At 30.0% G+C, this 12,670-nt stretch carries 12 protein-coding genes and 1 pseudogene; all 13 read right to left on the bottom strand.

Going from position 1 to position 12,670, the window contains the following annotated elements; translation table 11 throughout:
• Nucleotides 1–277 precede the first annotated feature (277 nt).
• A complete protein-coding gene (locus OW763_RS04775) occupies nt 278–676 on the bottom strand; it encodes a flagellin (protein WP_272507360.1) in 399 nt (132 codons plus the stop codon).
• 1,517 nt (nt 677–2,193) lie between these two features.
• Nucleotides 2,194–2,614, bottom strand: a pseudogene (locus tag OW763_RS04770) (flagellin N-terminal helical domain-containing protein); the annotation flags it as partial.
• Nucleotides 2,615–2,843: 229 nt separating this feature from the next.
• Nucleotides 2,844–3,188, bottom strand: a complete 345-nt coding sequence (locus OW763_RS04765; protein WP_268039939.1) for a flagellar protein FliT — start codon at nt 3,186–3,188, stop codon at nt 2,844–2,846.
• A gap of 24 nt (nt 3,189–3,212) precedes the next feature.
• Complete coding sequence (gene fliD / locus OW763_RS04760; protein ID WP_268040630.1) at nt 3,213–4,889, bottom strand: flagellar filament capping protein FliD; 1,677 nt, start codon at nt 4,887–4,889, stop codon at nt 3,213–3,215.
• Nucleotides 4,890–4,917: 28 nt separating this feature from the next.
• Entirely contained in the window at nt 4,918–5,304 is a 387-nt protein-coding gene (gene fliS / locus OW763_RS04755; RefSeq protein WP_268039938.1) for a flagellar export chaperone FliS, read from the bottom strand.
• Nucleotides 5,305–5,518: 214 nt separating this feature from the next.
• On the bottom strand, nt 5,519–5,797 hold the full coding sequence (locus OW763_RS04750; RefSeq protein ID WP_268039936.1) for a hypothetical protein: 279 nt from the start codon (nt 5,795–5,797) through the stop codon (nt 5,519–5,521).
• A gap of 35 nt (nt 5,798–5,832) precedes the next feature.
• A complete protein-coding gene (locus OW763_RS04745; protein ID WP_268039935.1) occupies nt 5,833–6,231 on the bottom strand; it encodes a flagellar protein FlaG in 399 nt (132 codons plus the stop codon).
• Between the two features lie 51 nt (nt 6,232–6,282).
• On the bottom strand, nt 6,283–6,504 hold the full coding sequence (csrA, locus tag OW763_RS04740; protein WP_268039934.1) for a carbon storage regulator CsrA: 222 nt from the start codon (nt 6,502–6,504) through the stop codon (nt 6,283–6,285).
• Nucleotides 6,504–6,935 carry a flagellar assembly protein FliW gene (gene fliW / locus OW763_RS04735; RefSeq protein ID WP_268039933.1) on the bottom strand — a complete coding sequence of 144 codons (432 nt, stop codon included), beginning with the start codon at nt 6,933–6,935 and terminating at the stop codon, nt 6,504–6,506. The genes csrA and fliW overlap by 1 nt, the downstream gene beginning before the upstream one ends.
• A gap of 154 nt (nt 6,936–7,089) precedes the next feature.
• The gene (gene flgL / locus OW763_RS04730; protein ID WP_268039932.1) at nt 7,090–8,481 is read right to left on the bottom strand and encodes a flagellar hook-associated protein FlgL; all 1,392 of its coding nucleotides are present in this window, start codon (nt 8,479–8,481) and stop codon (nt 7,090–7,092) included.
• A 36-nt stretch (nt 8,482–8,517) separates the two neighbouring features.
• Nucleotides 8,518–11,529: a flagellar hook-associated protein FlgK gene (gene flgK / locus OW763_RS04725; protein ID WP_268039931.1), complete on the bottom strand. Its 3,012-nt coding sequence runs from the start codon at nt 11,527–11,529 to the stop codon at nt 8,518–8,520.
• 20 nt (nt 11,530–11,549) lie between these two features.
• On the bottom strand, nt 11,550–12,014 hold the full coding sequence (locus OW763_RS04720; RefSeq protein ID WP_268039930.1) for a flagellar protein FlgN: 465 nt from the start codon (nt 12,012–12,014) through the stop codon (nt 11,550–11,552).
• Between the two features lie 143 nt (nt 12,015–12,157).
• Nucleotides 12,158–12,436, bottom strand: coding sequence for a flagellar biosynthesis anti-sigma factor FlgM (gene flgM / locus OW763_RS04715; RefSeq protein ID WP_268039929.1), 279 nt, complete (start codon nt 12,434–12,436; stop codon nt 12,158–12,160).
• Between the last annotated feature and the right edge of the window lie 234 nt (nt 12,437–12,670).

Below are 12,670 nucleotides of genomic sequence, written 5' to 3'. Positions count from 1 at the left end.
AAATTTAGAGTGGAAATTTAAAAATAACTATTTTAAAAATAGCCGGAGAAGATTTCTCCCCCGACTATTGATATATAACCATTCTTATTAATATATAATTTTGAGAAATTGTATATTAACAATTCTCCATTCTCAGTTTTCAATTATTGGTTAATGAAGTTAAAAGTTAAAAACTTTTAACTAAGCGACTAGCTGAAAATCATCACTCTGCGTAAGTGATTCACACTAAATCAACGATTTAGGTTCTCTACTTAAGATTTTAGCTATCTGCTTATGCTTATCTAAGTAATTGAAGAACTCCTTGAGGTTGTTGTTTAGCTTGTGCAAGCATTGCTTGAGCTGCTTGTTGAAGAATATTTTCTTTAGAGAATGTCATCATCTCTTTTGCCATATCAACATCTCTAATTCTTGATTCTGCTGATGTTAAGTTTTCTGAAGAAGTACTTAAGTTGTTTATAGTATGTTCTAATCTATTTTGATAAGCTCCAAGTTTTGATCTTTCATCAGATACTGTGTTTATTGCTTCATCAAGAGTAGTAATTGCTTTTGATGCATTTTCGAAATTAGAAACATCTAATCCACTTTCTATTCCATTGCTGTCTTTACCATTAGTAACTCCCGTATCAGCTGTAAATCCTGCGCCTGTTCCTGTAATTTTTAATGCACTTGCACGCATATCAGAAATCTTAAGTCCCATTGATTGCTTTTCATTTGCTCCAATTTGGAATTGAAGTTCTGTATTTTGTTGATCATTTCCAGTAACTACAGTATTTGTTGTTAAACCTAAGATACCAGCTGCATCTTTAGTAGCATGTGCACCAATTGTTACGTCTGATGTTGAACCTGTTGAACCACTTGTTATTTCTAACTCACCGTTAGCATTCACTGATACGCTTACATCATCTGCAGTTGTTGTTGCAGTATTAATAGCACTTTCTATAGCTGATGCAAGAACGTTTTTATCTGTATAATCTCCTTCTTGGATAACAGCATCTACTGTTTCTCCATCAACTGTTACATTTAAAGTTGTATTTCCATTTGCACCTTGAACAAAGTTACCTGTATCCAATACCGCACCATCAGTTTTAACTAATCCTAATTGTTTAGTTAAATCGCTGTCTGTAAAATCAGTAATTGAACTACTTGTTCCAGTAGCATTGCTTGTTAATTTTAGCTTACCACCTTCATTACTTATAGTAACTCCCTTTCCAGTAAATGCGGCTTCATTTGTAGTAACAAAATCATCTAAATCTTGATAAGTTTTATCTGCAATAGCAACAGTTTGGTCTGCTCCATCTACTTTAAATGTTAATGTATTATTGGCAGCTTGTCTTTCTTGAGTTACTCTAGTTCCAACTGCTCCAAATAGTGTATCTGCAAGATTTCCACCTTTTATTTCAACACCACTTGCTACAGTTGAATCTTGAGATGTTATAACCAACTTATTACTTGAATCCACTGATACTTCCACTGCACCGGCACCAAACGCACCACCAGCATTTATAGCTGTTTCAATATCTGTAACTAATGTAGCCATATCATGAGTTGCATCTGCTGCATCATATACTTTATCAGCTAATGTAATTGTCTTTTCTGTACCATTAATATTTAATGTTAACTCATTATGAGTTGCATCAACTGTAATAGAACCACCACCTGCAAGTGTAGTATCATCTACAGCTATACTACCTGTAACTTCTGCTCCAACATCTCCATGTACCCATACATCATTTGCATCTGTACCTTGAGTATTAGTTATATTACTAAGACTATTATCTAAGAAATCATGTGCAAAATTACCACCAAGAACTTCTATAGAACCACCTGAACCTAATGTATCAGATTTAATAGTTAACTTTCCACTTGTAGCATCAAAAGACGCAGTAGCACCTGTAAGGCCAGTATTAATTTGATCTATAACATCATTTCCAGCTACAGCTGTAGCAGTAAATACTATGTGTTGGTCTACTCCATCAACTTTTATACTCAATTCATTATTAGAAGCTGTTATAGCTATTGCATCAGCATCTATAGTACCTGTTGCACTTGCTGCAGTTGCTTTTGGCGCTCTAACTCCAGCAGTACCATAAGTTCCTCCAATAGCACTTCCTTTAGTATCTGTATTTGTTATTGTTGTAGAACCATTTAAAGCTATACTAGCTTTAGTAACTCCAGAAGTTGCTGCTCCAAAATCGAAGTCTCCTTTTAATAATGCTTTTTTGTTAAATTCTGTAGTATTTCCTATTCTGTTAATTTCTGAACTCAATTGATTAATTTCTTTTTGTATTTGACCACGGTCTTCTCCTGTATTTGTATCATTAGATGCTTGTGTTGCAAGTTCTCTCATTCTTTGAAGAATTGAATGAGTTTCATTTAAAGCACCTTCCGCAGTTTGAATTAAAGATATGCCATCTTGAGCATTTCTAGAGGCTTGGTCTAAACCTCTGATTTGACCTCTCATTTTTTCTGAGATTGCAAGACCTGCTGCGTCATCTCCAGCTCTGTTGATTCTTAAACCTGAAGATAATTTTTCCATAGATTTTCCTGCTCTACCTACATTGTTCATCATGTTTCTGTGAGCGTTTAACGCATTCATATTGTGATTGATAATCATAAAAAATTCCTCCTTGAATTTTACCAGGGCATCCATGCCCTTTTTATTATTAAAAAGCTATAGCTTTTTAATCATCATTAAAATTTTTAAATGTTCATACTTTTATTGTCGTAACATTATTTAGTAACTTTATACTTTTTTAATATTTTTTATTTAAATTTTATTTTAAACTATAAATTAAATTATTATTGTCTGAATTTGTCTTAATATTATTTTATATCTTTACATTTTACACTTTTTTATTAACAAAACTTATATTTGAATAAAATCCTTTATTATATACATTGTTTGCATTCCTTTTAACAGAAATGTTCTTTATTTTTCTTCTTAAACAATCTTTTTTTTCATTCATAAGTTTGGTTAATTTCTCTTCAAGCATAAGTATTTTTAACTCATCAATTATAGCTTTTAAATCTTCTTTTAAATATTTCATTTTGTCTATTTCATCTATAATTTTCTGTCTACTATCGAACAAATGATTTAAGCTTTCATAATCATCTTGCTCTAAATTATTAATTATATTATTTGTAGCAGTTTTATATAAGTTGAATTTTTCTTTCAAATTATCATTCATCCTAAAAACTCCGTTCTTTTACCACTACTGACCCATTTGAGACGCCAACCAGTCTTGCTGAGAATTCATCTGATTCATAGCAGTTTCAAGTTTTGAAAACATTTTATAATAATAGTCCTGTTTAGTATACAACTTCCTAGTTAATTCTTTTATTTGTTTATTTTGATCCTCAATTTTTTTACTCAAGTCATTATTTATTACCCATCTAGAATTTTCATATCCTGCTTTTTTAACTAAAGCACCATCGACTCCAGTATAATCCTGTAGAATATCTTTAATTTTCTGGAAAACACCTTGCTGACTATATCTTGTTTCTCTTTCTGTTAAACTCATAGTTGAACTGTATGTAGAACTAGCACTTTTATTAAAAAATTCCATAACCTGATCCCCATTGGTTTCTAGAGCATTTTTTAACTTTTCCTTGCCTACTGCTTCATTTTCATACCCATTTGAGTCTACAAACACAATCTGACCACTTTTATTTTGAGTATCTCTAGATGTACTAAGTCCTAAATCTGATAAATTTAATCCTGCATCTGTTACACCATCAAAAAATGACCTTCTCATAGCTGAAAGCATATTTTCAAGATTGTTATCATTTTTTAATAGTCCCTTTTTAGCTTTTTCTTCCCATGTTTTTATCTCGTCTTCCTTCATATCTTTTTTCTGTGCTTCTGTTAATGGTTTATAGTCATAACTCTTCTTTTCTTTTAGCTTTTCATTAACTTTAGCTACAATTTTATTATATTCTTTTATAAAATCACTTATTTTCTCCACTGATTCTGAAGCATCTGCTTTAACAGTTAAAGTTGCATCACCCACTTCTTTAGGATTATATGTAATCCCATCAATAGTAAAGGAATTAGTATGTTTTATTACTGTAGTTGCAATAGTTTCACCTGGTGGCGTTATCTTAACTACAGCTTCTAATCCACTCTGATTAACAAGATCTCCATCATTAATTCCAAATAAATTTGCAAAATCTTTACTAGCAGTATCTGTTATTTCCAATTGTGAATCTTTCCCTGTTTCACGAGTTTCAATAGTTAATTTTCCTGTTAATTCACTAAAACTTACCTTAACATAATCTTTTAAAAGCTTATCTGTAGTTTTACCATCATCACTAGTCAATGTGATTGTTGTATTATTTATGTTATCCATAACATCTTCTATTTTATCAGTTTTACCTATAGATATATCGTGGGAATCAACCATTTTCCCATCAATCTTAACACTCAATTTAACCTTAAATGGATCATCACCTAATACCACTCCTGACAAATCCGACAAAACCGTACTTTTTGAAGCAGTACCTTCTGTTGTCTTTAATGCATCACTTTTTATCGAAGCGCTTTTAGCTAACTGTGTAACATTTATTTTATAATTACCATTAACTGCTCCTGCTAATGCTGTAGCCGTTGCTACTGATTCATTATCACTAGTTACTTTAGAACCTACATAAGCAGAACTTTTCACTATACTTTTACTACCTGACATTGTTAGATAATCATTGGTTAATGTTTTTAAATCCTTAATTACGTCTACATAAGCTTCCTGTTTCCATGTTGTAAACTGTTTATCCTGATTTGCTTTATCAATTTTAGCTTGCTGAGCTAACGTCATCTTTTTTACATACTCATCAGTATCTAGTCCTGTTGCCATTCCTGTAATTCTCAATTGGTTAGCAGGATTTACACCCATATAACTCACTTTAAAGACCTCCTACTTTTTATCTTTTTCCTTTAGATAATTTTTCTGCTTCATACCATGTGTTTCTTATATCTTCTATCAATGGAATAACCTCGTCCATAATTTCTATACTTTTTTTTATATTCGCTTCTCCAAGTCTTCTTGTTATAAATTCATATATGTTCATAAGCTGTTGTCCCCATTCTCCAGCATGTTCTACATCTAGAGTTGCCATAAGCTCATAAAATATATCCTGAGTTCTTGTTATGCTGTTATGAGATTTTTGAACATCTTTATCTACTAGAGCTTGTCTACCTATTTTTGCATATTTTACTGCTCCATCCACAAGCATTAACAATAACTGTTCTTTAGAAGCATAATTTATACTGTTTTGTTTATAAGCATTATATGCATTATTAGCGTACATATGTTTCCCTCCTGCATCATCCATGATTTTCTATCTTAATGAGATTATCGTAATTAATTTTAGGAACTTTACAATTAGTAAATAAAAGCTACTCTGCAAATGTAACTGCATAACTTATAACAAATATTCACCATATATAATTGAAAAAATTGCATAATTAAAATTTACACACAACTATATAATCTTAAAATTATGCAATTTTCTCAATCAATATTTATTTTTTAATGTTCAAAAATTTTCCTGCTGATACTTCTTCTTTAAATGCTTCTATATTTACATTTTCCGCCTTAACTGCATCTACCGTAATTTTCTTTTTCTTCTTTTGCTTAGCTAATTTCTCTTTAAAATTTCCTTCTCTTTCTTCCTTCTTATGTTCTCTTTTATCCTTATCAATCTTGTTTAAATCTTTATTACCATGAATTTTTCCTTTTTTAGTAGCATCATGAACCCTTTGACGAAGTTCAATATCAATTTTATTTAGTTTATACTCCATAAAATCACCCCTAAAATTCAGTTAAAAATTGTATTTTAAGCTTTTTTATCAAATATAACTCCTGCAAGCTTACACATTTCAGCAACCATATCTAATATTTTTTTAGGTGGTATTTCTTTTATAACTTCTTTTGTTTTATTATTTATTATCTTTATTATGAACTCGTTTTTAAATTTATCATGTCTTTCATATTCAACATGAGTTTTTTCACCTTCAAGAAATTTATTTAATTTATCTACAGCTTTTTTTATATCTTTTTCTTCTGCATTTTTTTGCTGTGCCTGTCCATGCTCAAATTCTTTACTAGCATTTTCATTTTTTCTAACTGGCTGCACCTCAACCACATCAGCTACCTGAGAATCTCCACTGTTATTTAAATTATTATATGTACTTATTCTTATTTGCCTTCCTTGACTTATTCCATTAACCTCCATGCTATCCCCCCCTAATAGTTCCGTAGATGACAATTGTCATCTATAATAAAATCATTTATCTTTTTTTAGCTTCTTTAGTAAAGACATATCTCCTATTGCTGCTTTTTTGTTTTCTTCTGTTACTTCTTTATACAATTCATTTCTAAGTATTGATACAGTTTTAGGTGCATTGATTGCTAGTTTAACTGCTCCGTTCTCTATACTTATTACTGTTACTTCTATATTTTCTCCTATTAATAGAGATTCACCTTTTTTTCTCTTTATAACCAACATTAAGCATCACCCTTAAATAACGGATATTTTATTAAATAATTTTCATTATTTAATATTAATTGTTCCCCTAACATTTCTTTTGTATTAATAACTATAGGAGCTCTTAAGTTAGTGGTTATATCTTCAATTTTAGAACTTAAAGTAACAGTATTAACTATCATAACCGCTTCTGAATTTTTTATTTTTAATTTTTCTATAATTTCATCATCTAAATTCAGTTCATAATCCTTCATAACATCAAAAGGTGATACTACTATAAATCCAATTTGTTCATCTTCTATAGCATGCAATATACTAAACATAGTATTATCTTCAACAGGAAACATTATAAATTTTTTCAAATCTTTAAACCCTGGAAATCCATTTTTAAAAGTTATTATATCTTTTTCTTCATACTGATGTATTCCATGACATTTAGTTTTTAGCTCCATGCTATCATTCTCCCACTTTCTTTAATTAAAAATTGACAGTTATAGATGTTTTGCTAATGCAAAACTATGTTATCAAACTTGTATTTTAATTTTTCTGCAAGAAAAACATCCTTCATTATCCATTGTCAACTGTCAATTATCAATTGCTTTTAAATTATCTAAGATAGTCCATAAGTGACGGCTGTAGTACTTTTGCACTTGTTTGAAGTGACGCTATATATACCGTCTGCATTGTAGCAAATTCCATTGTTTTTTCTGTTATATCTATATCTTCTGTTTTAGATAGTATTTCCGTCATATTGAAATTTCTATCCACATTTACTTGCTTTGCACTTTCCATTCTGTTTTGTTTTGCACCTACTTCTGAACGAACCTTTAAAATATTATCCATAGCATCTGTTATATTTTGGAGATCTTCTTTTACTAATTTACCTATTGCATCATCATCTAACTCTGTACCTTTTGAATCTTTTCCATCAAGATGATTAGTTATAGCTTCAAATATTTCTTTTAAATCTAACTCTTTATTTTCTGAATTCTTAAATTTCAATATTTCTGGAGCTGTTACATTGTAATCCATAATAACACCTTGAGATATTTCTGTTTTTAGCTTTTGATTTAACATATTATATTGTTTACCATCATCAGTATCGCTATCTTCTACCGTTTCTAATTGTGCGCCACCTTTTTTGTAGTAAACTAATTCAGCATTTCCCGAGTCATTCACCGTTGCTTTATTAATTACTTTTCCATCTAACCCACTAATATTATCTGCCTTAACGTTAATTTCAGTTGGATCAGTACTTGCATCCACTTTAGCTTCATCATAAACAAAAGTTATTGAGCTTTCACTTATGATAGGAACAGCCTTTAGTTTACCTTTAAATGGTTTGTTATCTTCATTTAATTGCTTATTAATTTCACTTGCTAGTGCAGATATATCTTTAAATTTTTTACCAGTAGTATCTTTAGTTAAAGTAATAGTTTGACTTGATGCACTTCCATCATTTAATTTAATTTCAACATCTTTACTCTTAAGAGTTTCATTTAAATCTGAGATATTTATATTTACCTTTAAAGCACCCTTATATTCAACTCCGCCTTTAACATCCACAGGCTTAGTAGTAGCACGACTTCCACCAAAAAGATATTTACCGTCAAAAGAAGTATTCATTATTTGTGAAAATTCACCTATTTTTTCATTTATCTCATCTTTGATAGCTCTTCTTTCATTTTTACTATATCCTGCATTTCCAGCTGATATTAAAAGCTCTCTTACTCTGTGAACTACGTCTCCTAATTGACCTATTGCTGTATCTGTTGTATCAAGCCAATTTATAGTATCGCTAATGTTTTCATTATACTGTTTATTGGCATCTATTTCTGTATGAAGCTGCATTGTCCTTGCAACCTTAAATGGATCATCTGAAGGTTTTCTAATCTGTTTCCCTGATGTTAACTGTTCTTGAAGTGTTTTCATATGTTCAAGATTAGTCCTCATATCATTTAAAAAGCTATTAGAAAGCATTTTATTTGTTACACGCATTTTAAACTCACTCCGTTCATTTTTAAGTTTTAGGTGCTATCTCTTTAAACCATTGATTAGTACGTCTAAAAGTTCATCTACTGTAGAAATCACTTTAGCATTTGCTTGATATCCATGCTGATATTGAACCAAATTGGACATTTCTTCATCTAGTGATACTCCTGAAATAGAAGCTCTTCTTTCCTCAAATCCTGCAAGCATTGTATGTTGGTTTTTAACCATTCTTCTTGCTTCTTGTTCTCCTATACCAAGATTATCTACTGTACTTTTAAAATAATTATCCATGTTCATTCCATTTGTATTACTTTTAATTGTATAAAGTCCTAATTCTTCAGACATTACTAGTCCACCATTTTTTAAAGAATCTCCACCTGTCATACTTTCTATAAAAGTTTTTCTTGTTGTGTCAGTTTTCATATGCTGAGTTTCAAGTAATGTATCTCTAAGCTGTGCTATAGCAAGTGCTCTATTTCCATCAACCTCTCCATCCTCATTGTTCTCTCCTGCATAAGCATATTTATTATCATTAGTCCTTGTTTTTATCTGCATAACATCATTTAATATTTGCTCATTTATTGATATATTTCCTGCTGTTATTTCAGCTTCACCATCTAAAATATTTTTTAGTGCTGTATTATCTGTAATTTCATGATTTGTATATTGACCTTCAGCCGCATCCGAATTTACAAAAAAAGGCATATAATCCGTATTAGGACTCGTTAAAGGATCTGTTGTTGGTACCTCTGAAACATCTGATACTCCACTATGAATAGTATTAACAGCAAATGCAAATCCTTTTGCTAAATTATTAAGTTGATTTATGTATTTATCTGCATCTTTCTGTACAGACATATATCCTTTAAGTTCACCGCTAGATGGTCTAAACAAATGAAGTTTTTCATTCAAATCAGCTTGTTCCTCAATTTTTATATTAATTGAAGTAGGATCAATATCTTCATCTTCACCATACGTTGTTCCATCATTTTGGGCCCAAATTACTCTAGTTTGATCTATTTCTGCAAACATTTCTTGACGTTTTGACTTATCTGTTATAGACCTTAAATCTAGTTTTATTTCTTTTCCTTCATTATTTATATCTCCATTTTTTGCATACCTAACAGTTATTGTTTCATAATCAGAATCATGTTCTACGCTAGTTATATAAGAAAGTCTACTTGCGGTATCAGGATATTTAGCTTTAACAAAAGATTTTTCAACATTAACTCCTTCTGCAACAACATTAGAAGATACCCCTATATAAGTTCCAGTAATCGGTGGTGCTAAAACTACATCTGCTGGTGTTTTCTGTGTTAATATTAATTTATTAGTAGTAGCATCATATTCTGCTGTATATTTAGCAGAACCCTTTGTAGAATCAGGATCATTCATTAAATCTTTTAAGTTATTTAAAGTATCATTTAATGTTCCACCTATTTCAAATTCTTTGTTTGAAGCATCTACTGGTGCAGTTTTAGCTGTCCATGTTTCACCATTAATTTCAATTGTTTTTCCATCAGTTAAGTTTGTTATTCCATCAAATGTACATTCAAATATAGCCTTAGTACCACTATCAAACGTTCCTTCTACAGCAACATTAACATTTACTTCTGTCATTTTATTAGCATTCATATAAGTTCCTGTAATTTCTGGTGCTATTGCTGCATTAGATGGTGTTTTCTGTGTTAATGTTAATTTATTAGCATCATATTCTGCTGTATATTTAGCAGAACCATTTGTAGAATTATTCATTAAATCTTTTAAGTTATTTAAAGTATCATTTAAATCTGCTCCTATTACAAATTCTTTGTTTGCAGGATTTGCTGCTGGAATTGCTGCTGTATCTTTAGCTATCCATGTTTCACCATCAATTACAATTGTTTGATCAGGGCTCAAATTTTCTCCATTAAGCGTATATTCAAATACACCATTGGTACTACTTTCAGCCTTTCCTTTTACAGTAACATCAACATTTATTTCTGTAATTTTATTATCATCCATATAAGTTCCTGTAATTTTAGGTGCTATTGCCACACTCTCTGGTGTTTTCTGTGTTAATGTTAATTTATTAGTAACAACATCATATTCCGCTATATAGTTATTAGAACCATTTGTAGAATCATTCATTAAATCTTTTAATTTTCCTAAAGTATCATTTAAATCTGACCCTATTTCAAACTCTTTGTTTGAAGAATCTGCTGGTGGAATTGCTGATATAGATTTAGCTGTCCATGTTTCACCATCGATTACAATTGTTTGTCCCTCAGTTAAGTTTGTTGTTCCATCAAATGTATATTCAAATACCCCTGCAACATCATCAGATGCAGCTGTATCTACTGGTGTTAAATTAAGTGAATTATAATCATCCGGACTAATATCCAAATTAAAATTCTTACTTAATTTATCTATAAGTAAATCTCTTCTGTCCATTAGGTCATTTGGTTCCATTCCTGAAACTTTAACACTAACTATTTCTTGATTTAATTGACTTATCTGATTCAATATATTATTCGCATTAAATACAGTATCACTTATAACCTCATGAACATTGCCCTTCATGGTTTTAAGTTGATTATATTCATGATTCAATTCATTTGCAAAGGCTGCTGCTTGTTGTGCTACTACAGTTCTTGCATTTGAACTTTGAGGCTGTTTTGATAACTGCTGCCACGAATCGAAAAATTTTCCTATCAAAGTTGATAATCCCGTATCTGATGGTTCATTAAATATACTTTCTATTTCACTTAAAAATTTATCTCTTGCTTCATATTGTCCAAGGGTACTTGTTTCTCTTCTTACTTGATAATCCATAAATTTATTTTTTACACGAGTAATTGCAGCTACTTCTACTCCAGTACCAATCTGCCCTGGTCCCACAGCACTGTTCATTGAAGGATTACAATATGGTCTAGTAGTTTCTAAAGTAACTCTTTGTCTTGTATATCCTTCAGTATTAGCGTTAGATATATTGTGTGCCGTTACCTCTATAGCTGCCTGTTGAGCTGTTAACCCTCTTCTTCCTATATTAAATGTCGAAAATAACCCTGGCATTCTATTCACCTCATTCTTTTTTATCTTCTCATGTTTCCATATGAATTATATGTTTTTGCCTGTCTATCTGGATTTAATACTCCAAGCATTTTATTCACATAACTAAGTCCATGCTTTATAAGCAATTCATTAGTATCCTTTTGAAGTTTAACTTCATTTAAAAGCATTTGTAACTCTCTAAAACTTTCATCTAGTTCTTTATCGTTCATTTTTTTAATTAATTTACCCATATTTTGCCCTTGAATTAAGTCCCTTCGTTTCAATTCTACTTTAGCCACTTTTTTACTACATTCTTGCACTTTTTTTACACAAGATTCCATATTAAAAACATCATTTTTTACTATATATTCATGCTGCTGTTCCAAAACCAATAGAAGTTGTTCTAGCGACTTAAACTGCCCTTTCATTACTTCCTCTAATTCTGTCTTGAATTGCTGATTATTAATTAATTCTTCATTAGTTTTTACTGATTGTTCATTATACATTTTCCCCATCCTCTTTTCTAATTAATAGTCAACTTAAATTTATACTCTTTAACTTAATATACTATATATTTAAACCCAAACTTATTTATAGATATTTTAATATAAAATTAAGAAAATAAGTTTTAAATTTCAAAATTTATTATTTAAACATCTTTTCCTTTCATAATGTCTAACATTTTTTTTGCAATTAATTTAGAATCTACATTATATGTTCCCTTTGATATTTGGTTTTTTATTTCTTCTAATCTTTTCTTTGAAATTAAATTTTTTTCGTTATCTACCAAAGAACTAAGACTTCTAGCTACATTAGAAATTTCTAAAGAATCTTTTTTAACCGAACTTTTATGGTTTTTTTGAATCCTATTGCTATTTTTTCCATATATATTTATAATTTTACTTCCACTTGCTCCTGTAACCTTCATATTTTACACTCCTTAATACTTCTCACTAATTTCTATGTTAATATTATCGATTTAGATATATTAAAGTTTATACAAATTTAATAAAAAATAAGCAAATTGCAGGAAAAAATTCATTTTAAATTTATATTTGTACTGTATTAAAATTTTATTTAAAATTCTTCCATAGCTTATGAAGTAAAGTAGACAGCATAAGTGCATTTTTAAAATTAAAGTTGAAAACATTAATAAAATGCA

The organism is Clostridium aestuarii, from assembly GCF_026735135.1.
Classification (GTDB): domain Bacteria; phylum Bacillota; class Clostridia; order Clostridiales; family Clostridiaceae; genus Clostridium_H; species Clostridium_H aestuarii.
Note: the sequence above shows the minus strand (reverse complement) of the source record. Positions and strands in the feature narration are given on the sequence as shown.

Coding starts and splice junctions, on each gene's coding strand:
- OW763_RS04775 (WP_272507360.1), bottom strand. CDS start 676: ATGCGTGCAAGTGCATTAAAAATTACAGGAACAGGCGCAGGATTTACA.
- OW763_RS04750 (WP_268039936.1), bottom strand. CDS start 5,797: ATGGAGTATAAACTAAATAAAATTGATATTGAACTTCGTCAAAGGGTT.
- OW763_RS04745 (WP_268039935.1), bottom strand. CDS start 6,231: ATGGAGGTTAATGGAATAAGTCAAGGAAGGCAAATAAGAATAAGTACA.
- flgK (WP_268039931.1), bottom strand. CDS start 11,529: ATGCCAGGGTTATTTTCGACATTTAATATAGGAAGAAGAGGGTTAACA.
- OW763_RS04765 (WP_268039939.1), bottom strand. CDS start 3,188: ATGAATGATAATTTGAAAGAAAAATTCAACTTATATAAAACTGCTACA.
- OW763_RS04720 (WP_268039930.1), bottom strand. CDS start 12,014: ATGTATAATGAACAATCAGTAAAAACTAATGAAGAATTAATTAATAAT.
- fliD (WP_268040630.1), bottom strand. CDS start 4,889: ATGGGTGTAAATCCTGCTAACCAATTGAGAATTACAGGAATGGCAACA.
- flgM (WP_268039929.1), bottom strand. CDS start 12,436: ATGAAGGTTACAGGAGCAAGTGGAAGTAAAATTATAAATATATATGGA.
- fliW (WP_268039933.1), bottom strand. CDS start 6,935: ATGGAGCTAAAAACTAAATGTCATGGAATACATCAGTATGAAGAAAAA.
- csrA (WP_268039934.1), bottom strand. CDS start 6,504: ATGTTGGTTATAAAGAGAAAAAAAGGTGAATCTCTATTAATAGGAGAA.
- fliS (WP_268039938.1), bottom strand. CDS start 5,304: ATGTACGCTAATAATGCATATAATGCTTATAAACAAAACAGTATAAAT.
- flgL (WP_268039932.1), bottom strand. CDS start 8,481: ATGCGTGTAACAAATAAAATGCTTTCTAATAGCTTTTTAAATGATATG.